Below are 21,228 nucleotides of genomic sequence, written 5' to 3'. Positions count from 1 at the left end.
GGCCGAGCGGCGGAAAATTACGTGCGGAGATTGGCGCACGCATACAGCGGATTTGTTCTGCCCTCATAAGGACATCCAATATCCCCGGCTGAAAGTCGTCGGGCACGCGAGCCATAAGCATACCCGATGCAGTCAGAGTGAATTTCTCTTACTCGTCGTCGCGGGTGTCCCCTTACATTTCGCAACACTCTTGGCCCGCAGTAGGAGACGGACACGGATGTTGGAAGTCGGCAATCGGATCGTCATGGTCTCCGGGGCTTCGCGCGGCATCGGACGCGCCGTCGTCGACCGGCTGCTGGCGTCGGGCTTCCGCGTATCGGCGGGACTTCGCGATCCGAGCCGCCTCTCCGAGAGCGAGAGGCTCATGACGCACCGCTATGATGCCGAAGACGCCAAGAGCCCGATCGCCTGGGTCAACGCAACGGTCGCGCGGTGGGGCGGCGTCGACGCCATCATCAACGCGGCCGGAATCAATCCGAAGGTCCGCGTCTCCGACGAAGGCGAGAACGAACTGGACGAAATGTGGCGCGTAAACGTCAAGGGTCCCCTCCGCCTCGTCAGAGCCACCCTCCCTCATTTGGCCGTCTGCGGTCATGGCCGGGTCATCAATCTCGGGTCCCTTGCCGGAAAGCGCGTGGGAAGCAACGTTGGCTACGCGATGACCAAGTTCGCCGTTGTCGCACTCACCCACGGCATTCGCCGGGAAGGACGCGCGGCCGGCATTCGGGCGACGGTGATCTGTCCGGGCTACGTTGCCACCGACATGACGTTGAACGACGACGAGATCCCCCGCCACGAGATGAGCCAGCCGGGCGACATCGCCCGCCTGGTGGAAACCGCACTCATGCTGCCGAACAACGCGTCGGTCTCCGAGATGCTCGTGCACTGCCAGTTCGAACCGATGCTTTAAGGCGGGGCCGGAACTACTTCTCCACAACGTGACGTTTTGGGGATGGGAGGCGGAGCGAGTGGGAGCGGAGATTTGCGAATGGTTGAGCGCTCCGGCAAAAAAACGTCGAAAACAACCCCATGCACAGTAGCCGCGGCCTGCGGGATCAAGCACTTATGCCGGTGACGGTGCCGTTTGACTCGTCGGGCAAAACAGGGGCATTATATCACCTTCGGAAAATCCGTCGGGAGCGATGTCAGGGCTCCACGTCGGGCCGCCTGTCCCGGCGTCTCGCACGGGAGAGCACTGAGAGCTTCTTCTCGTCATCCGCCCATAGCGGCTCGAACTTGCGAGAACCAGATTCGCGTCAGGCCTTTGCGTCGGCGGCGGAGGGAGACAGATGATCCGGCACTGAGTGTGCTGGACTGCAATTCAGAAGATGGGTTTCGCAAGGGCTCAACCCATCCTACGAGCTTTCAGACTTGCGTGGCCGTTTCTTCGATCGCCGACTCCATCGATGCATAACGCGCGATGCCGGCGGCAATGAGCCTGCAGAAGCTTAGGGTGACGCGACCATAGAAGACGCCCGCCCCCGGTTCCGAAGATGCGAAACGATAGGAGGCGCCGAGACCGCGAACGATCGCCAACAATGCCATGATCTCGTGGTGCGTCAGCGCCGAGTGAATGCCGAGCAGTGAAAGCAACAGGGCCTGAATGCCGACGCTGCTCATGACGGCCTCGCCTCGGGGCGCGGCAGCGGCAGAAATTGAGCGAGATGCGCACTCCTCCACTGATACGGCGTATCGCCCACGAAGCGTTTGAACACCGTCGTGAAATGAGCCTGCGTCTGGAAGCCGACGGTCAAGGCGATGTCGACGAGCGAGACGTCGGCCCGCTGCAGCAACTCCTGGGCTCGCTCGATCCGCCGCCTCAGCAAATAATCGTGGGGCCGCATGCCGACGGCCGCCCGGAACTGCGCGGCGAAATGCATCCGGCTCAGGCCGGCCACGGCGGCCAGATGCTGCAAGGTGACCTTCGCGTCCAGATTATCGTCGATATACTGCATGACGCGCTTGAGGCGCCATTTCTGCAGCGACCGCACCGCCCGGCAGGCTTGCCCTTCGCGGTCGCCTTCGGCCGGCTCGGACTGGCCTCGACCGACCACCGTCCGCCGGCTGGCTTTGCGGGTCAGCATGGCCAGACGCAACGCGTCGACAAGGATGGCAGAATGGGGATGGTGCATAGCTCTGGTGGCCGCGAGCGCATCCGAGAGGCGCCGCATCACGGGGTCAGCGACCTCCTCGGCATCCGTCTCCCGATCGGACTCGGCGGACGCGCGCGCAAGACGTTTCGCGGACACTTTGAAGCTCGGCTCGCCGTCGGCCAAACCTGGCACGTCCGGCGCAGGCGGCTCGATGGCCAGTGCAACATCCAAATGCACGAGGGAGAGCGTCATTGCCCCCTCGCCGGAGCGCGGCGAACGTTTCGATGGCCGCAGAAGCGGGCCGTCGATCGACGAGACGTCGATTGCGGCGGCGACATGATCCTTGGCGGTTTGCGGGTATGACATCTGCAGCGACATCGTCGAGCCTCCTTGTCCCAGTACGCACCGGCAATGCCTGGCAGGCTTGCCCGAATGCGATGGGGGCAGAGTAGTTCGGTGATCCGCACGCTCCATTCTACGCGCGGGTGCACGGATAAGGTCTCGGGTTAACCGCGTCATACCTAGGTATGATCGCAAGCGCAGTCATCGGACGAGAGCGCGAGCGGAACTCCTCGTCTGCATCCGCGGACGTGCGAGCCCGGCGGTGCGACGCGCCTGCGGTAGTTTGACGCGCCCGCGTTCGGCGAGATCAGCGACAAGCCTTGTTCTGGCGGGGAATCCCTTTGTCGGAGCTCGCGCCGAATTCAACTTCCCACGAGGTCTTCCAAGAGAGCACGAAAATCGTCTGGCCGGATATTGTGGACGCGATCAAATCGCGGCATCAACGCCGCTGCGATGAGAAGAAACACCGCCTGCGACGATGACGAACCTTGATCGGCCCACGGGTTCATCCATGAGCCGCGCCGGCTTGCGGTTCTGGTCCGCCGCTCTCGCCTTCGCGGTCTTCATGGTCGACGTGCTGACGCCGCTCGAGGGCGCGGTCGCCGTTCTCTACGTTGTTGCCATCCTGCTTGCGGCGCGGACGAACCGGCGCAACGACATCATCATCGCCGCAGCCGGCTGCATCGTCCTGACCATCAGCGCCTATCTCATCTCGCACGATTTGGAGACGATCGCCTCCCCTGCCCTTCGCGCGCTGGTGAGTCTGGCGGCAATCGGGATCACGACCCTCTTGGTGCTGCAGAATCACGCGGCGACGAGGCGCCTCGCGGCGCAGGCGCGCCTGCTCAATCTCTCGCATGACATGATCTTCGTCAGGGATCGCGGCGGCGTGATCACCTTCTGGAACAAGACTGCGGAACAGACCTACGGCTGGTCGTCCGACGAGGCGCTCGGGCAATTCGCCGACAAGCTGCTGCGAACCAGCTATTCCGACCGGCGGGAAGTCATCGAGACCAGCCTGCTCGATACCGGGCGATGGGAAGGCAGGGTGGAGCAGCGGACGAAGGCCGGCTCCATACTCGCCGTCGATGCCCGATGGGCCCTGCAGCACGACCACCTCGGCAAACCCGTGGCGGTGCTCGAAACGCACACCGATGTCACGGACCGCGTGGCCGCGCACAGCGCGCTGGTGCAGAGCGAGCAGCGATACCGCCGGATGTTCGACGCAACTCGGATCGGCGTCGTCGAGGAAGACTGGAGCGGATTGCGGGCCGCGCTGGATTCGCTACCGACGCGCGGGGCGGACCTGCGCGATTATCTGGCACGACATCCCGATTTCGTCCGGCATGCCCGCGGGCTCGCCAGGATCGTCGACGTCAATCCGGCCCTGCAGAAGATGGCGGGGGCAAGCAGCTCTGCGGCCTTCATCGAGAGTGCGGACAAGCTGCTGGGCGAGAACGATCGCAGTTTCCTCGACGCCCTCGTCGCATTCGCGCAAGGAGAGCGGTTCCACGAAGGAGAGACCGAGCTCGTGCGGCTCGACGGACGCAAGATCCCCGTGCTGTTCACGATCACCTTTTCGCCCCGATCCGACGAAGATCACGACGTGCTCGTCTTCGTCATCGACATCACCGAGCGCAAGCAGGCGCAAGACGCGCTGCTCGCAGCGCAGGCTGACCTAGCCCATGCTGCGCGCGTTGCCACCCTCGGCGAGCTCAGCGCCTCCATTGCGCATGAGGTGAACCAGCCGCTGGCGGCGATCGTCACCAGCGGCGAAGCCGGCTTGCGCTGGCTGCGGCGCGACGTCCCCGATCTCAAGGAGGTTGCGACCACGATCGGCCATGTCGTTGCTCAGGGCCGCCGCGCCAGCGAGGTCGTCACTCGCATCCGGACCTTCCTGAAGAAGGCCCCGGCCCAGCAAGACATGCTGCAAATAGGCGAGATCATCGCGGAGGCGACGGCGCTGGTCGCGCGCGAGCTCGCCAAGGACGACGTCGCCCTCGTCGTCGAGACGGAGCCCGGCCTGCCGCCGGTTCGCGGCGACCGGATTCAGCTGCAACAGGTCCTGGTCAATCTTCTGGTCAATGCCGGCCAGGCCATGTCAGGCCGGCCCGGTCCCCGCACCATCACGCTGCGCGCCGGCATCGTGGGCAGCGAAACCCTCGCCATCACGGTGCAGGACAGCGGCCCGGGCATCCACCCTAACGACCTGCCGCGCCTGTTCGACCCGTTCTTCACGACGAAGGATGGCGGAATGGGCATGGGGCTTGCGATCTGCCGAACGACGGTGGAAGCTCACGGCGGCCGATTGTCGGTGGCGAGCACCCCGGGTTCGGGAGCGACATTCCACCTGACACTGCCATATAGCCAAGAACACGCCTCGCCATGACACGACCAAACCAGGCTCAGCCGCCGGCGCAACCCTCCAGCGCGACTGTCATCATCGTCGATGACGATGCGGGCATCCGCGCCTCACTCGACAGCCTGTTCCGATCCGTCGGCCTCGAGACGCGGCTGTTCGGCTCGCCGGCCGAACTGCTCGCCGGCTCGCTGCCCGACGGCCCCGGCTGCATCGTGCTGGACGTCCGCCTTCCGGGCGTGAGCGGGCTCGATCTGCAGGGGCAACTTGTCCGGCAGGGCATCAGCTATCCGATCATCTTCATGACCGGCCATGGCGACATTCCGATGTCGGTGCGCGCCATGAAAGCTGGCGCCGTCGACTTCCTCTCCAAGCCGTTCCGCGACCAGGACATGCTCGATGCCGTGACGGCGGCGCTCGAGCGCGATGCCCAGCACCGTGCCGAAGCCGCGACCAGGGAGGACATCCGGGCCCAGTACGAGACCCTGACGGCGCGCGAGCGCGAGGTGATGGGCCATGTCACCGCCGGCCTGATGAACAAGCAGGTCGCCGCCCTGATCGGCCTCAGCGAGATCACCGTCAAGATCCACCGCGGGAACGTCATGCGCAAGATGGGGGTTAGGTCACTGGCCGACCTCGTTCGCAAGGCCGAGGCGCTCGGGGTTTCCCAGACCCGCAGGTCTACGGACCAAACCTGAGTATAATTCCGGTGGGCCTCGCCCCGGGTGCATAAGACGCCATCGGCCGCGCAACGGGAGATATCCTCCTTGCCCCGGCGGAACACCGCGGTCAGGATTGTGCGCGAATGGCCAAAACCCCTGTGATTGCGATTGTGGACGACGATGAGGGCGTTCGCACTTCGCTTGCGAGCCTCGTTCGCTCGCTTGGCTACCAGGCCGATGCCTACGAGTCCGGCGTCGACTTCCTGCGGCATGCGCCAGGAGACGATCCGGCATGCATGATCGCCGACATTCAGATGCCCGTGATCACCGGCGATGAACTGCAGGCACAGTTGATCGCCTCCGGCCGGCGCTTCCCGATCATCTTCATGACGGCATTTCCAACCGAAGCCGTGCGTCAGCGCGTAATGGCCGCTGGCGCGCATTGCTATCTCGGCAAGCCTTCCAGCGGCGACGAGATCATCCGCTGTCTCGAGGACGCGCTGGCAGGCCACGACGCACGGCCGTAAAATCCATCCGTCGCTCCTCGCGCGGCACCCTCGTCCCCCAAGCGTGCATTCTGGCAACCGGGTTGGTGGACCGGAAATACCGGCAGGCCTCGGCAAACCTCATAGTCGCCGTCGATTTCGTCGACATCGGCAGGCGATCGCGCCGGGCCTCACCCCCGGCATCGACGTGTCACCGCGCCTGCCCCTGAATCAGACCTGCGCCTCGCGTCAAAATCGCGTGGCCCCAACAGCGGGCCTCACAACGCATCCAATTGATCCCGTTGGTTCAATTGAACTTTTTGCGACACGCGGTCGCACCCCTCGCATTTGCAAAATCTAATATCGCTTAAGCATCCTTAACGAGCCTTGCGGTGATATCGCACCTATCGTTTGAGCATCCACCAATCGCATTCGGCAGCCATCACCACGGCAGCGGAATTCAGGACACGGGGACGAACGATGCTCACTGATATGCAAGCGGCCGGCGCCCGGTTGACGTATCAACCCAGCCGCCGCGAACCTGCCTCCCCGCAGGAGACTCGCGCATTTCCCCTCGAACGGAGGTGGCGTCAGCCCGGTCAACGAGCGGGCACCGCGCCCGACGACATCACGATCTCGCGCTGGACCTGCACGCAAACGGGCATGAGGCGCGAAGACGCGACGACGCCCGCGGACCGATACTTCTTCGCCATCGCCTTGAAGACGACCCGCGTCAAGCTGACCAGAGGCCGTCACACCATCTTCGACGGCGTCATGCCGACGGGCACGCTGTATATCGGCGCCCCGTCGCAGCAGCTCAGTGCGCAGTTCTGCGCGCCCTGCGATTTCCTCCACTTCCACGTCTCGGCCAGCAGCTATTTTCCGCCTCTGCGGGCTGGAGCAGGACCTGCCTCTGCCCAAGGGCTCAACGACCTCATCCTGCTCCGCGACCCCTTCGCCGAGCAGCTTGCGAAAGCGCTGACCGAACGCGGCCATTCGGCCGACCGGGACTTCGCGCGCTGCATCGGCCAGACGCTGGCCATGCACCTTGCCCGGCGCGAGCTGCCACACGCGAGGGTGAATGCCCTGCCGAAATGGCGGCTGCGGCGCGTCGAGGAATATGTCGGGACGCACTTCGACCACTGCATCAGCCTGTCCGAGCTCGCCAAGGTCGCGGGACTGTCCCGGATGCATTTCGCAGCCCAGTTTCGCGCCGCGACGGGGTACCGACCGCGCGAGTATCTGCTGCATCAGCGCATCGAGCGTGCGAAATCGCTGCTGTCGAATTCCGAGATGGCCCTCGCCGAGGTGGCGCTGACCGTCGGCTTCTGCACCCAGGCGCATTTCTCCACCGTCTTCAAACGGATCACGGGTGACACGCCCGCGCGGTGGCGCTGCGCCAGCCGGAACGCGTCGGTCTCGCTCAGGCTGTCCGATCCGGCCTCGACATCAAGGACCGTGGCTCACGTGCTGCCCGCTGATTTCTCGTGAATCATGCGAAATGAGAACTAGCCGGGCTTCGTGAAATACTTCTGTTGCGGGATCGGCGATGCTGTGTGCGTTAGGTGACTGAGACCCCCAAGTCACCGCTCGAGCCTTCCTCCTCCCTGGGCATACGAGCATTCAGGGGCCGTCCTCCCCCCAAAGGACGGCCCCCTTTTTTCGACGGCGCGGCTCCAGCTAGGCGCTCAGATGACGCGCAACCCAGGCGCGGACGCCCTGAAGACTCCTGAAATCATCAAGCGAGCGCGCCGGAAGCGTGGGAGCGATTTCCGCAGCCATTCCGCTCAGCGCATGCCCCGGACCGAGCTCGAGAAAGCCCGTCGCGCCCGCTTCGACACAGGCTTGCAGGCAATCGGCCCATTGCACGGTGTGCGAGATCTGCGCCGCAAGCTTGTCGAGGCCGCTCTCGGCCGAGACGACCGGAGCGGCATCTATACTGCTCAGAATGCGCACGCCGGCCTGCGGCGGGAATACCACCCGCGCACTGCGCAAGTCCTCAAGAAAGACCGACGATGCTTCTGCGAGCCGCTTGGTGTGCGAGGCGACCTCAACCGGCAGCGCGACGATCCTTGCGGCATGCATCACCTGCGCGTCTCCGGCAATTTTGCTCAGCGCCTCGCGGCCGCCGCCGATGACAAAGGCTTCGCCCGGATTGACAATGGCGATCGCTGCGTCGTAGCGCTCGCAAAGGCGATCGAGCTGTTCTCGCGAAAGACCGCGGACGTAGATCAGCCCGTCGCCTGCGCACGTGGCCGTATCCATGGCCTCCGCGCGGCGCGCGACGAGATCGAGCGTAGCGGTCGCATCGAACAGGCCGCCGACACCCCAGGCCGCGACTTCGCCGACACTATAGCCGGCAATGATGACGCCACGCGAAATGGCATCTGCGAGCGCGCTCACTGCTGCGAGTGGCTGCAGGGTGCAGAGAATCTGGCCGGCGCGGTTGCGATGCAGGGCCTCATCGGCTTCGGCGTGGACGAACTCGCGCGGATCCTCGCCGCCGAGCAATGCCGCCGCGTGCGCAAACAGATGCGCGGCCTCAGGCGCATCGCCCGTGAGGGCGAACATCTCCCGATGCTGCCTGCCTTGCCCCGAGCAGAGGATCGCAAGCGTCATGATCGCGGCCTAACGAGGAAAGAGGGTTGCGATCGCAATCGCCAGGGTCACGATGCTGAATCCGGTGCTGGTGATGACCATCGATCCCACCGTCGCGGAATCCAGCCGGTAGTTGACCGCAAACAGGATGCCGAAGAAGCCCGACGGCAATGCCGCGAGCAAAATTGCCGTCTTCGCAACATCAGGACCGAGATGAAAGCCGTAGACGATCGCGACGGCCAGCAACGGACGCAGGATGTCCGCAGCTCCCGTCGCTGCAACGACCCGCCAATCGACCCGGAGCGACTGGGCCGACAGAACCAGACCGGTCAGGAACAGCGCAACTCCCGCAGCCGCGTTCCCGATCAGGACGAGGCAGGCATGGACAAGTGGATCGAGCTTCAGACCAGATAACGAGAACACGACGCCGAGCGCGGGCGCCCACACGACCGGCTTGGCGAACGCGCGCCGGGTGGCCGTCAGAACCGGCGACGCCGGAGCATCGGCGATGCGGGTCTTACTGCCGCTCATCTCGGCGATCACGAGGGTCAGGGGGCTGACGAGGATCGATCCCGTTGCCAGCGCAACGGCAACCGGGACGACACCGGCCGGCCCGAGCACGGTCGACAGGATCGGCAGACCGACTCCGGCAAGATTTGGGAAGCCGACCGTCAGAGCCTGCACCGCTGCGTCGGACCTCGTCACCTCGAAGAATGTGCGCTCGAACCGGTACCAGGCGAGATAGATGATCAGCATGGTCAGGCCGATCACGAGAAAGACCGGGACCTGATCGGTGATCCGGTCGCGCGGGGCCGATGCGGTCGCGGCGAACAGCGAGGCCGGCAAGGCGAAATCCATCACGAGCGCATTGAGGCCTTCGACGCGACCATTGTCGACGATGCGGGCCTTGCCTGCGACGAACCCGAGCAGCAGGACGAAGAAGACCGGCACCAGCGCCATCAGGATGACATTCGACGTCATGCGCTCAGCCCCTCATGGGCATCGACGAAGAGCGTCATAGCCAGCAGGTCGGCCGATCCACCCGGACTAAGACGACGGGCGACGAAGCTGTCGTGGATCGTTTGCGCCCGCGCACGCCAGCCGGACGCGCAGACGCCGCCTGAAGCGATGAAGCTGCGCGCCTCCTCATGCGCAAAGCGAAGGCCATCGAGCCCGCCGCGATGCAGGAGGTTGGTGTCCTCAACGGATGCGATCAAGGCAAAGCACGCTTCGACCCTTGCTGCTTCCGCATCCTCCGGCACGACAGGCGCCGCTCTGCGCAAGGCCGGCAAGCCAATTCCGTAGACGCTGGGAAATCCGCTCGCCGCCTCGATGCGCGCACCACCCGCGCGAAAGCGGCGGCGGGCCGCGCTGCCATGGCTGTGCAGCAGCACCGGACCGTCGAGGATGCTGTCGCCCCACAGGCGCGTCACGACATCGCCAAGCGGGAGCCGGGGATCGACCAATCCAGCGGCTCTCGCGCCGGCCGCCGCGCACAGCAGGCCGAGCCCGAAGATCGCGCCACGATGCGTGTTGACCCCCACCGTCGCCGCGAACATGGCCCGCTCCGCCTCGAGGCCGATGATCCGCAGCCGCCCCATGCCGCAACCAAGCGCGCCCGCATCGGCCAGGCGTTGCAGATGAGGCCTGATCGCCGCAGCGCTGCGGCGAAACGTGCCGGCATCCATGTCGTCGTGGCTGCCGTTGTCGACGTGGCTCACCAGCCCCGGCTTCGGCCAGGTTTCGAGCTCCTTGACCAGGCAATCCGTGGCGACAGCACCGATAGCGGAGACATTTGGCGCGATCTGCGCCCGGCGCAGCGCCGTCCGTTCCACGCCTCTTGCGGCTGTGGTGATCATGATACGATCGCTCCCGAAATGAATTGATGCCTGCCGAGCAGGACCACGCGCTCGATGCTCTTCACCAAGAGCTCGCTCGCGTCGCCATGGTATTCGCGCCAGTTCACGGCAGCACCATCCGCGCGCATCAGCTCGCCATCGAGCCGCATTGGGGCCTCGATCTCGATCGCGGCGACATCGGCGACGAAGCGATCGACGTCGGTTTCGCTTCGAAACTCGAACAGGACATCGAGATCGGAATGGGTGGTCACGTAGTCGAGTCCCGTCAGCGACTGCCAGGCCAGGCTGCCGAACACGCGCGCGTCCACCGCATGGCGATGCGCCATCGCGTCGAGCCGGTCGAGCGTCGGCCACCAGTTGCGCGGCGCGTAAGCCCGCGCCTGCCGCAGCAACGGCGGCCTCGCGACGGAGGTGACGTGGTCGTTATCAACCAGGAGGGAGATTCGCTTCTTGCCGGCCGAAGGCGGCAAGGGCAGGCCCAAAGCGAGACCGCTTTCCTCCCGTGGCAGCGCGCGTCGCCTGACCGTCGGCCAACGCATTTTAGGCCAGCGCGCGAGAAGGGAATCTGTCGCGAGATCGCTGCGCGCATCCAGCATCGCGCGCCACCCTGCCGGGCTGACGAAGACGAGGTCGTGACGACCCGGTGGACGCTCAGCGTGCTTGCAGGGCGAGGTCACGAACACGCTCCGCGATTTCGGCGGCCTTGAGCCGGCCGCCACGCGCCTTGCCGAGCGCATCCCGCCCGTCCCGCGCGGCCGGCATGTCGGCCAGCAGCGCCTCCAGCTGGTCGGCAAGCGGAGCGGCATGGCTCCATGTCAAGTGAACGGCGCCCATCTGCGTGAGATTGGACAGGCCCGGAGCGAACACCGGCGTCGATTTCGCCTTCTCTTCCAGCGCTTCCATCGACAGCTTGGTGACCTTCGCCATCGACGGCAGGTCCATCACTGCAGGGTCTGCGCCCGGCAATCCGACCAGCACGCGGGTCGCAAGTCCCGTCGCGAGCAGCGCGCCCGCCGCCGAGTGACCGTAGAGAAGACCGATGGTCGGGCGGCCGTTCATGTCCGCGTGGATCAACACCTTGGCCAGATGCGCGAGGAATTCGTTCAGCCCGAGCAGCTCGTCGCGCTTGCTCATGCGCTGGCTGTCGCTGTCGACGAGCACCAGGATCGGACCGCTGTCCCGGCCGATCGACCTGAGCACATGACCGGACAACCTGATCGCCTCGTCGACGCCCAGTGCCGTTCGATCCGCGACACCGAGGACGAGCATGCTGTCGCCGGATCGCAGCGTCGCCGTACCGAGCAGCACGCCCTTGTCGTTCCTGACCTCATGTCCGTCGGGGAACAGCGCAGTGAGAATGTCATCGAGCGTCACGGCTGGTCCTCCCGATCCTGTCGGCGAGCGCAATGAACTGATCGGCCGGCAGCTCCGGAACCGTTTCGGCATGCGCAATGCCTTCGGCTGTCCAGATGTCGACGGCATCGAAGCAGGCGCCGTAGCGGCGCAACCGGTCGGCAAGCCGCTCCTGCTCGGCCTTCAGGCTATCGAGACCGAAAGGTCCGACCAGACCCAGCAGCTCCAGCGCGGCCTCGCGGAAATCCTGTACATTGTCATCGACGAAAACGTCGGCGGCGCCGAGCAGGCGGCGATGCTTGCCGCCCATGGTGCGCCAGACCAGCGCGCGGTCGCGGGAGTCGAACTCTTCGACACCGCGATTGGTCTCGATCACTTCTGGGCCCGAGACCGCGATGCGCCCGGGCTCCGAGACGGCGAGCGCCGAGCAGCAGCCGGCGATCAACCCGCCGCCGCCATAGCATCCGGACCTGCCACCGATCAGACCGATGATTTTCACGCCAGCGGCGCGCGCTTCCATGACGGCGCGCATGATCTCGGCGATGGCGAGCTCGCCTGCATTGGCTTCCTGCAACCGGACGCCGCCGGTGTCGAACAGGATCAGCACGGGGATCGAGGCGACCTGGCGCGCGGCGCGAAGCAGCCCTGTCAACTTGGCGCCGTGCACCTCGCCGAAGGCGCCGCCCATGAAGCGGCCCTCCTGTGCGGCAACGAACACCGGCGCGCCATCGAGGCGTCCGCGACCGACGACGATGCCGTCGTCGAACTGCTCGGGCAGATCAAAAATCTTCAAGTGAGGACTGACTTCGCGCTGCTCCGGCCCGATGAACTCGACGAAGCTGCCGGCATCGAGCAGCAGATCCAGCCGCGTGCGGGCCGACGCCTCGTAGAAGCTGGTGCTGCGGGCCCGTTCGGCCGGGGTGATGTCCTTGAGTGGCGCGGTCATTGGCCATTCTCCGCGATCGATCGCACCGCCTGCGCCAGCCGAAGCGAGACCGTATCGGGGCGCGCACCGCCGTCGTTGATTGAAAATCTCAGCCCGCCGGGCGAATAGCGCTCGACGAAATCGCCGATCACGGCGGTCCACACTTCTCCGAAGCCAATTGCCGCGGTCTTGATGTCGAGGGCGCACTCCGCATCGGGCAGCACGCGCTCCACCAGCACTTCCAGATTGCCCGAGGCGACCACGCCGACGATCGCGCTCTGCCTGGTGCCGCCGGCCCGTGCGCGAACCCTGTGCTGAAACCTGAGATCTTCCATGGACCATCCTCACCAGTTTCTGAATTTCGACGGCGGCGCGTAGAGGCCGCCCGACCAGCGCACGAGATCCTTGATCGAGCGCGCCGCCAGCATGCTGCGATCCGCATCCAGCGGATTGATGCCGAGATCCTCAGGGCGGCGGATCACCCCGCGCTCACGCAGGTGCGCGACCATGCCGTGGTCGCGCCGACGGCCGACATCGGTGTAGCCCGCAACGCCGCGGATGGCCTGCTCACGCTCCTGCGCGGTGCGGCACAGCAACAGGTTCGCGACACCCTCCTCGGTGACGATGTGCGTGACGTCGTCGCCATAGATCATGATCGGCGCGAGCTCGAGGTTCAGCTTCTCCGCAAGCTCGATCGCATCGAGCTTCTCGACGAACAACGGCACGTTCTTGTCGCCGAACGTCTCTCCGATCTGCACGACCAGCTTGCGGCCACGGCGTAGCGCCGCGGGACTGTCGGGATCAGACTCCGCTCCGGCCTTCAGCCAGGGCTCGCTCGGATGACGGCGCCCGCGGGCATCCGCGCCCATGTTCGGCGCGCCGCCGAACCCGGCGATACGGGATGTCGTGACCGTCGACGAATTGCCCTGCAGGTCGATCTGCAACGTGGAGCCGATGAACATGTCGCAGGCATAGAGGCCGGCGGTCTGGCAAAAGGCGCGATTGGATCGCAGCGAGCCGTCGGGGCCGGTGAAGTAGACGTCGGATCTGGCCCGGATGTAGTCATCCATGCCGACCTCCGACCCGAACGAGTGAATCTGCCGCACCCAGCCGGACTCGATCGCGGGAATCAGCGCCGGATGTGGGTTCAGAGCAAAATGGGTTGCGATCCTGCCCTTCAGTCCCAGCCTCTCGCCGAAGGTCGGCAGCAGGAGCTCGATCGCGGCGGTGCTGAAGCCGATGCCGTGATTGAGCCGCTGCACGCCATAGGGCGCATAGATGCCCTTGATCGCGAGCATCGCGGTCAGGATCTGTCCCTCGGTGATCGCGGCCGGATCGCGCGTGAACAGCGGCTCGACGAAGAACGGCTTGTCGGACTTGACGATGAAGTGGACGCGGTCCGCCGGGATGTCGACCCGCGGCACCGTCTCGACGATCTCGTTGACCTGGGCGATCACGATGCCATCCTTGAAGGCGGTCGCCTCCACGACGGTCGGCGTGTCCTCGGTGTTGGGGCCGGTGTAGAGATTGCCTTCGCGGTCGGCGCTGACGGCTGCGATCAACGCGACCTGCGGCGTCAGGTCGATGAAATAGCGGGCGAACAATTCGAGATAGGTGTGGACCGCGCCCAGCTCGATCTTTCCGCCGAACAGCATGCGGGCGATGCGCGCCGATTGCGGCCCGGAATAGGCATAGTCGAGGCGCTTCGCGACGCCGCGCTCGAACAGGTCCAGATGTTCGGGAAGAACGACGCCCGACTGCACCATGTGCAGATCGTTAACCTTCGCGAGATCGACGGCGAGCAGCGCACGGCTGAGTAGATCGGCCTGCTTCTGGTTGTCACCCTCGAGGCAAACCCGGTCGCCCGGCCTGATCACCGCCTCGAGCATCCGCGTGGCGTCGCTCGCCTCAACGACCTTGCCGCGCGCGAGCCCGGCGCCGGCCGCTATGCGCGCATCGCGCGCGGCGCGGTTATTCTGCCAGCTGGTGTTCACGGAATCCTCCTGATGGGGCAGTCAGGCCGGCGGGAGTGCTGTCGCTCCCGCCGTCCTTCCTTCTGCCGGCCGTGCGTCAAGACCGGCAAAAACACGTCGTCAGCGCGTGGCCGGTTGATCGATGCTGCGAGCGGCGCGGGTGATGACGGCCGCCACTTCCTTCGGATGGGACTCGTAGACCGAGTGGCTGGCGCCCGGGATCACCGTGGTGTGGCTCTTGGCGCGCTCGTAGTACCAGCGCTCGAGATCCGGATTGATGATCTGGTCGCCACCGGCAACGATGCCCCAGCTCGGCTTGGTCTTCCACGCCGCCGCCGTGAGCGGCGTGCTGAACACCTGCGTCGCAGCCGGGACCTGAGAGCGCGCAACGAACTCGGCGCGCTCACGCGGCAGATCGGGCGCGAACAGTTTCGGGAATTGCACGGGATCGAGATAGGTGAACTTGTCGGGCGTGACCTTGATGACGCCTTCGGTCTTGCCGAGCACGCTCGGCGTCTTCTTGCCCAGCGCCGATTCGTCCTCGCCGACATCGGGCGCGTGTGCGGCGACGTAGACGAGGCCGACGACGTTCGGGTGGACGCCGGCTTCGGTGATGATCGAGCCGCCATAGCTGTGGCCGACGAGGAGCGTCGGGCCGTCCTGGAGATCGAGAATGCGCTTCGCTGCCGTGACGTCGTCGGCGAACGAGGTTTCGGGCTCCTGCACCATCGTCACGCGGAAGCCTTCCTTGGTCAGGATCTCGTAGACGGGCTTCCAGCCCGACGCATCGACCCAGGCGCCGTGCACCAGGACGATGTTCTTCAGGGGTTCCGCGCTCGCCGGGGTGACGGTCGCGAATAGGGAGAGAGCGGCGGCAAAGGCGAGGCCAGCGTTGAGGTGTTTCATGTCGGGATCACTCCGGGTTGGAATGACGCGACACTAGTTTCGCCGCTCCCTTGCGTATTTCGGCAAACAACGGCCCTTGCCACTTCGCACGCCGGCAAGTCCGCTACAACTCCGATCCAGCTCACGTCCGGTTTCTCTGATGGCACGACCTCGTGCGCATGTGGAGCTGCCGACGTTCATAAGCGAAAGACGGCTCGTATCGGCTCCGTCATTCGAGACAGACGTTCAATCACCGACACGAGAGGATCGACAATGACATCGAATTCACTCATCCAGATTGCGGCTGCGCTTATAATCCTCCTCCATGCGGCATCCCCGGCTCATGCAGCTTCCTGCGCGGATTCGATCGGGCGCGTCCAGGCGCAACTGGACGCGGCGATCGAGAAGAATGCCGGCGCGCATGGCTGGGGCCCGGAAAGCCTCGATGCGCTGCGCAGTCATCAGCCCACACCGCGATCGCTGGCACAGGCAGAGGGCCCCAGCGGACTGGACTTTCGGCTCGCGCTCGATGCACTCGACCGCGCCCGCGCCGCAGACCGTTCCAGAGACATCGCCACGTGCCGCCGCGAGCTGTCCCAGGCAACGCAGATCCTTCTGAAGCAGCAGCAATGATCACAAAAGGGATGCCCCCCGATCGTGCGGCCAGACAGCACGACGTGCATTCAGGGAATACGGTTGCATTGGCCGGTCCCTATCGTCCGGCGCAAGTGAAAGTCTTCGGAGCAGCCCATGCGAGAACAGCTCTCAACGAATAGCGGTCAGCCGGGGCGGTTCCGGTGCCGCCCGTATGCAGCGATGCATCTGGGCGTGGCGCTCGCGATGGGCCTGATATGGCTCGCTCCGGTCGCGGCCATAGCGCAAATGACGCTGCCGACGATGCCAGCGACACCACAATCGACCGGCATGCCCTCGACCTCGCCGCTCAACATGGGTTCGACGCGGCCTGAAGGCATTCCGCTGGGCTCAACTGAAATTGCAACGCCGGGCGTGTCTCCGATCACGCCATCGCAGGGCATGACCAACTGCGCCGCATCAGGCAATACCGGATCATCGGGAGCTCTTTTCGACGGCGGCGGTCTCTCCGGAAGCTCCTCGCTCGCCTGCGCCAACGGCACGGCTTCCCAGTCGGCCCTGCCTCCCTCGACCTCGACGGTCGGCCGCGTCGGGATTCCGCTCGGGTCCACCGAGCTCGGCGGCGCCGGAATCAGTCCGTCCGTGGCGGTGCCTGGACCCACGTCCATGGGCGGCACGGGTTCAATCGTCGGCTCCGGCAATCCCTGAGACAACAAGGACCATCGCCGTGAAACGGAACCTCACCATTGCACTCGTTGCTCTCGCCGCGATCCTGATCGGCGGAGGCCTCTGGTTCTTCGCTAGCGACAAGAAGCCGGCCGTCGCGGCCGCCCCGGTGCCCGTCGTCGTGCCGGTGGTCGCCGCCACCGTCACCGGGAAGGACGTGCCGATCTATCTGCGCGGCATCGGCACGGTGATCGCCTACAACACCGACGTCGTGCGCAGCCAGATTCAGGGGCAGATCGTCAAGATTGCGTTCACCGAGGGACAGGCGGTCAAGACCGGCGACCTGCTCGCCCAGATCGATCCGCGCCCTTACGAAGCGCAGATCGAGCAGCTGACCGCCAATCGCGACAGGGACCAGGCCCAACTCGCAAACGCCGAGGCCAATCTCTCGCGCTACAACCAACTCGGCGACAAGGGCTATGCGACCCCGCAACTGATCGAGACGCAGACAGCGCAGGTGGCGCAGCTCAAGGCCGCCGTGAAGGCGGACCAGGCCCAGATCGACCAGGCCAATGTCCAGCTTAGCTATACCCGCCTGACATCGGCGATTCCCGGCATCACCGGCGTTCGCCAGATCGACGTCGGCAATGTGATTCACCCGACCGATCCCAACGGCCTCGTCGTCGTGACCCAGATCGAGCCGATCTCGCTGCTCTTCACCCTGCCGCAGACGGACCTGCCCGTGATCCAGCAGCACGCCGCAAAGGGAGAGCTGAAGGTCATCGCCTACAGCCAGGACAACAAGATGAAGCTCGACGAGGGCACGCTGCTGCTGGTCAACAACGAGATCGCGGGGACGACCGGCACGGTCCAGCTCAAGGCGGTGTTTCCGAACCATGAGCACCGGCTGTGGCCGGGCCAGCTGGTGAACGCCCGCCTGCTGCTCGAGGTTCAGAAGAACGCGCTCACTGTCGCCGGCTCGGCCGTGCAGCAGGGGCCGAACGGCAGCTATGTCTATGTCGTCTCTCCCGACCAGACCGCGGCCTTGCGTCCGGTCCACGTCGCACAAATCAGCGACGGCCAGGCCCTGATCGACCAGGGGCTGAAATCCGGCGACGTCGTCGTGGTGGACGGCCAGTATCGGCTGACAGAGGGCAGCCGCGTTCGCGAGCTGCACGGCAAGGCCGCGCAGGAAGCCGACCTGCAGAGCGCCGTGCAGGACGCGATCCCATGAACCTCTCCGCGCCCTTCATCCTGCGGCCGATCGCGACCGCCTTGCTGATGGCCGGCCTGCTCCTGTGCGGTCTTGCGGCCTATCCGCTGCTGCCGGTCGGTGCGCTGCCGAACGTCAATTACCCGACCATCCAGATCTCGGCGCAATTGCCCGGCGCCGATCCGGGCACCATCGCCTCGTCGCTGGCCACGCCGCTCGAGCAGCAGCTCAGCCAGATCCCCGGCGTCACGCAGCTCACCTCGTCCAGTGCGCTGGGCGTGGCCCAGCTCACCGTGCAGTTCGAGTTGTCGCGCACGGTGGACAGCGCAGCGGTGGATGTGCTCGCCGCCATCAATGCCGCAAGCCCTTTCCTGCCGCCGAACATCCCCTACCCGCCGACGATCAGAAAGGTGAATCCGGCGGAGACGCCGATCATGCTGATCGCGCTGACGTCGGATTCGCTGCCGCTGACTACGGTCGACGCCTATGCCGAAAACATCCTGCTGCCGAAGATTTCCCAGGTGCCCGGTGTGGGCCTGGTCGGCATCGGCGGCCAGCAGAAACCCGCGATCCGTGTTCGCGTCAATCCGCAGGCGCTTGCCGCCCGCGGCATCGGCCTCGAAGATGTCCGCAACGTCATCGCCGGCGCCAATGTCGACCTGCCGAAGGGCACGCTGAACAGCCCGCGCGTCACCTATACGCTGAACACCAACGACCAGCTGCTGAAGCCTTCCGCCTATGAAGACCTCATCATCGCCTATCGCAACGGCTCGCCGGTGCGGATCCGCGACGTCGGCACCGCGATCGAGGCGCCCGAAAACGACCTCCTGGCCGGCTGGTACGGCAAGGAGCCCGCCATCATCCTGGCCGTCCAGCGCGTCCCCGGCGCCAACGTCATCGAGACGGTCGACCGCATCAAGAAACTCCTGCCGCAGCTGCAGGCTTCCGTTCCGCCGGCGATCAAGGTGACGATCGCCGCCGATCGCACCGCCACAATCCGCGCCGCGGTCTCCGACGTCCAATTCACGCTGATGCTGACGGTCGCATTGGTGGTGATGGTCATATTCCTGTTCCTGCGGAATTTCTGGGCCACCATCATCCCCGCAATCACGGTGCCCCTGGCGCTGGTCGGCACATTCGCCGTGCTCTACGTGCTTGGCTACAGCCTGGATAACCTCTCGCTGATGGCGCTGTCGATCGCGGTGGGTTTCGTGGTCGATGATGCCGTCGTCGTCATCGAGAACATCGTACGCCATCTCGAGCAGGGCATGACGCCGATGGAGGCCGCGCTCAAGGGCTCCAGCGAAATCGGCTTCACGATCGTCTCCATCACCCTGTCGCTGATCGCGGTTTTCATCCCGCTGTTCCTGATGGGCGGTTACGTCGGCAAGCTGTTCCAGGAATTCGCCGTCACGATCACCGCCTCGCTGCTGCTGTCGCTGGTCATCTCGCTCACCCTGACTCCGATGATGTGCGCACGCCTCCTGAAGAATGATTCACGGAGGAAGCACGGCCGAGTCTACCTGCTGTTCGAGCGAGGTTTCGATGCCCTGCTTGCGCTCTACGCACGGGGCCTTCGCGTCGTGCTGCGCCATCGCTTCGCGACGCTGCTGGTCATGCTCTCGACCATCGCGTTGACCGGCTACCTCTACGTGATCATCCCGAAGGGATTCTTTCCGCAACAGGACACCGGGCAGATTGTCGGCATCACCGAGGCCGCCCAGGACATCTCCTTCCCCGCGATGTCGGAGCGCCAACAGGCGATCGTCGACATACTCTCGAAGGATCCCGCGATCCAGTCGGTGGCAAGCTATATCGGGCCGGGAGGCCCAACCGCGACGCTCAACCAGGGCCGCATCTTCATCGTCCTGAAGCCGAAGCCGGAGCGCAAGGCGAGCGCCGATCAGATCATCGACCGGTTGCGCCCGCGGCTCGCCCACATCCAGGGCATCACGCTCTACATGCAGGCGGCACAGGACATCACGATCGGCGCACGCCTGTCGAAGACACAGTATCAGTACACTCTGACGGATGCCGATTCCAACGAGCTCACCCGCTGGTCGGCGATCTTCCTGGAGAAGCTCCGCGCGCTCGACGTCATCAGTGATGTCGCGAGCGATCAGGCCAATGCCGGCCCACGGCTGGAGGTCACCGTCAATCGCGAGGTCGCCTCCAGCTTCGGCATCCTGCCCACGACGATCGACAATGCGCTCGACGACGCCTTCGGCCAGCGCATCGTCTCCACCATGTTCACCTCGCTGAACCAGTACCATGTCGTGATGGAGGTCGATCCGCGCTTCCAGTACGGGCCCGAAGCGCTCAAGGACATCTACCTGAACTCGGCCACCGGCCAGCAGGTCCCGCTCAGCGCGCTGGTTCACAGCGTCATCAAGCCCGCACCGATCCTGATCAATCACCAGAGCCTGTTTCCATCGGTGACGATCTCGTTCAACCTGCGGCCGGGCGTGGCGCTGGGCGATGCGGTGACGGCGATCCAGAAGATCGAGAAGGACACCGGCAAGCCGGCCTCGCTGTCGACCTCGTTCCAGGGCAATGCCCAGGCGTTCCAGTCCTCCCTGTCGGGCACGCCGCTCTTGATCGGCGCGGCGCTGATCGTGATCTACATCATCCTCGGCGTGCTCTATGAGAGCCTGATCCACCCGATCACGATCCTGTCGACGCTGCCGTCGGCCGGCATCGGGGCGCTGCTGCTGCTGCTGGCGGTCCACATGGATCTCAGCGTCATCGCCATCATCGGCATCATCCTCCTGATCGGCATCGTCAAGAAGAACGGCATCATGCTGGTCGACTTCGCGCTCGAGGTGGAGCGCCAACATGGGCTCAGCCCGGAAGAGGCGATCTACCAGGCCTGCACGCTGCGCTTCCGCCCGATCCTGATGACGACGATGGCGGCACTGCTCGGCGGCGTGCCGCTGATGATCGGCTCGGGCACCGGCGCGGAGCTGCGCCAGCCGCTCGGCTACACCATCGTCGGCGGTCTGATGCTGTCGCAGGTCCTGACGCTCTACACCACGCCCGTCGTCTATCTCTATCTCGACCGGCTCGGCAACTGGCTCACCGGACGCAAGCCTCGGGCCGAGACATCCACCCCATCCACGAGCGAGGCAGAGACGGGAATCAGCCATGAATCGGCTTGAGCAGATCCACGCCGGGTAGCGTCGTGCGTTTTGACAAAGCACCTGCAGAAACGCAAAAGACGC

Annotated in this window: 20 protein-coding genes; 9 read left to right on the top strand and 11 right to left on the bottom strand. The window is 65.1% G+C overall.

The genetic code is table 11. The features are described 5' to 3' along the window. The first annotated feature begins 217 nt into the window (after nt 1-217). On the top strand, nt 218-910 hold the full coding sequence (locus JQ592_RS28230; protein WP_211406044.1) for an SDR family NAD(P)-dependent oxidoreductase: 693 nt from the start codon (nt 218-220) through the stop codon (nt 908-910). Nucleotides 911-1,365: 455 nt separating this feature from the next. Here the strand turns inward: JQ592_RS28230 and JQ592_RS28225 are convergent, their stop codons facing one another. Beyond that, complete coding sequence (locus JQ592_RS28225) at nt 1,366-1,620, bottom strand: hypothetical protein (protein ID WP_211406043.1); 255 nt, start codon at nt 1,618-1,620, stop codon at nt 1,366-1,368. Continuing rightward, nucleotides 1,617-2,471 (bottom strand): helix-turn-helix domain-containing protein, encoded by an 855-nt coding sequence (locus JQ592_RS28220; RefSeq protein WP_211406042.1) that lies wholly within the window; start codon nt 2,469-2,471, stop codon nt 1,617-1,619. The genes JQ592_RS28225 and JQ592_RS28220 overlap by 4 nt, the downstream gene beginning before the upstream one ends. A 475-nt stretch (nt 2,472-2,946) precedes the next feature. Here JQ592_RS28220 and JQ592_RS28215 point away from each other — a divergent pair, with 475 nt between their 5' ends. From JQ592_RS28215 to JQ592_RS28200, 4 genes are all read left to right on the top strand, one after another. Beyond that, nucleotides 2,947-4,824: a PAS domain-containing sensor histidine kinase gene (locus JQ592_RS28215; protein ID WP_246820725.1), complete on the top strand. Its 1,878-nt coding sequence runs from the start codon at nt 2,947-2,949 to the stop codon at nt 4,822-4,824. After that, nucleotides 4,821-5,492, top strand: coding sequence for a response regulator transcription factor (locus JQ592_RS28210; protein WP_211406040.1), 672 nt, complete (start codon nt 4,821-4,823; stop codon nt 5,490-5,492). The genes JQ592_RS28215 and JQ592_RS28210 overlap by 4 nt, the downstream gene beginning before the upstream one ends. Nucleotides 5,493-5,599: 107 nt before the next feature. After that, complete coding sequence (locus JQ592_RS28205; protein WP_211406039.1) at nt 5,600-5,983, top strand: response regulator transcription factor; 384 nt, start codon at nt 5,600-5,602, stop codon at nt 5,981-5,983. Nucleotides 5,984-6,604: 621 nt separating this feature from the next. After that, nucleotides 6,605-7,432 (top strand): helix-turn-helix domain-containing protein, encoded by an 828-nt coding sequence (locus JQ592_RS28200; RefSeq protein WP_246820724.1) that lies wholly within the window; start codon nt 6,605-6,607, stop codon nt 7,430-7,432. A 189-nt stretch (nt 7,433-7,621) separates the two neighbouring features. On the opposite strand, the gene JQ592_RS28195 is transcribed toward JQ592_RS28200, so the two are convergent. The 9 genes from JQ592_RS28195 to JQ592_RS28155 form a co-directional block, all read right to left on the bottom strand. Continuing rightward, nucleotides 7,622-8,560, bottom strand: a complete 939-nt coding sequence (locus JQ592_RS28195) for an acyltransferase domain-containing protein (RefSeq protein WP_211406037.1) — start codon at nt 8,558-8,560, stop codon at nt 7,622-7,624. 9 nt (nt 8,561-8,569) lie between these two features. After that, entirely contained in the window at nt 8,570-9,520 is a 951-nt protein-coding gene (locus JQ592_RS28190) for an AEC family transporter (protein WP_211406036.1), read from the bottom strand. Beyond that, nucleotides 9,517-10,398 (bottom strand): triphosphoribosyl-dephospho-CoA synthase MdcB, encoded by an 882-nt coding sequence (mdcB, locus tag JQ592_RS28185; RefSeq protein ID WP_211406035.1) that lies wholly within the window; start codon nt 10,396-10,398, stop codon nt 9,517-9,519. The genes JQ592_RS28190 and mdcB overlap by 4 nt, the downstream gene beginning before the upstream one ends. Continuing rightward, nucleotides 10,395-11,075 carry a malonate decarboxylase holo-[acyl-carrier-protein] synthase gene (mdcG, locus tag JQ592_RS28180; RefSeq protein ID WP_211406110.1) on the bottom strand — a complete coding sequence of 227 codons (681 nt, stop codon included), beginning with the start codon at nt 11,073-11,075 and terminating at the stop codon, nt 10,395-10,397. The genes mdcB and mdcG overlap by 4 nt, the downstream gene beginning before the upstream one ends. Then, on the bottom strand, nt 11,050-11,772 hold the full coding sequence (mdcE, locus tag JQ592_RS28175) for a biotin-independent malonate decarboxylase subunit gamma (protein WP_211406034.1): 723 nt from the start codon (nt 11,770-11,772) through the stop codon (nt 11,050-11,052). Before mdcE ends, mdcG begins: the two co-directional genes overlap by 26 nt. After that, a complete protein-coding gene (locus tag JQ592_RS28170; protein WP_211406033.1) occupies nt 11,759-12,697 on the bottom strand; it encodes a biotin-independent malonate decarboxylase subunit beta in 939 nt (312 codons plus the stop codon). Before JQ592_RS28170 ends, mdcE begins: the two co-directional genes overlap by 14 nt. Next, nucleotides 12,694-13,011, bottom strand: coding sequence for a malonate decarboxylase acyl carrier protein (mdcC, locus tag JQ592_RS28165; RefSeq protein WP_211406032.1), 318 nt, complete (start codon nt 13,009-13,011; stop codon nt 12,694-12,696). Before mdcC ends, JQ592_RS28170 begins: the two co-directional genes overlap by 4 nt. 9 nt (nt 13,012-13,020) lie before the next feature. Further along, on the bottom strand, nt 13,021-14,670 hold the full coding sequence (gene mdcA, locus JQ592_RS28160; protein ID WP_211406031.1) for a malonate decarboxylase subunit alpha: 1,650 nt from the start codon (nt 14,668-14,670) through the stop codon (nt 13,021-13,023). 99 nt (nt 14,671-14,769) lie between these two features. Then, the gene (locus JQ592_RS28155; RefSeq protein ID WP_211406030.1) at nt 14,770-15,555 is read right to left on the bottom strand and encodes an alpha/beta hydrolase; all 786 of its coding nucleotides are present in this window, start codon (nt 15,553-15,555) and stop codon (nt 14,770-14,772) included. Between the two features lie 252 nt (nt 15,556-15,807). On the opposite strand from JQ592_RS28155, the gene JQ592_RS28150 reads away from it, so the two are divergent. The 4 genes from JQ592_RS28150 (at nt 15,808) to JQ592_RS28135 (ending at nt 21,165) form a co-directional block, all read left to right on the top strand. Beyond that, nucleotides 15,808-16,167, top strand: a complete 360-nt coding sequence (locus tag JQ592_RS28150) for a hypothetical protein (protein WP_211406029.1) — start codon at nt 15,808-15,810, stop codon at nt 16,165-16,167. A gap of 183 nt (nt 16,168-16,350) precedes the next feature. Further along, on the top strand, nt 16,351-16,836 hold the full coding sequence (locus JQ592_RS28145; RefSeq protein ID WP_211406028.1) for a hypothetical protein: 486 nt from the start codon (nt 16,351-16,353) through the stop codon (nt 16,834-16,836). Nucleotides 16,837-16,855: 19 nt separating this feature from the next. Beyond that, on the top strand, nt 16,856-18,028 hold the full coding sequence (locus tag JQ592_RS28140) for an efflux RND transporter periplasmic adaptor subunit (RefSeq protein WP_211406027.1): 1,173 nt from the start codon (nt 16,856-16,858) through the stop codon (nt 18,026-18,028). Continuing rightward, nucleotides 18,025-21,165, top strand: coding sequence for an efflux RND transporter permease subunit (locus tag JQ592_RS28135; RefSeq protein ID WP_211406026.1), 3,141 nt, complete (start codon nt 18,025-18,027; stop codon nt 21,163-21,165). The genes JQ592_RS28140 and JQ592_RS28135 overlap by 4 nt, the downstream gene beginning before the upstream one ends. Nucleotides 21,166-21,228 lie beyond the last annotated feature (63 nt).

The sequence above is a fragment of the Bradyrhizobium iriomotense genome, assembly GCF_018129405.1.
In the GTDB taxonomy this organism is placed as follows: Bacteria; Pseudomonadota; Alphaproteobacteria; order Rhizobiales; family Xanthobacteraceae; genus Bradyrhizobium; species Bradyrhizobium iriomotense_B.
This window is presented reverse-complemented; position numbering and strand designations above follow the sequence as displayed.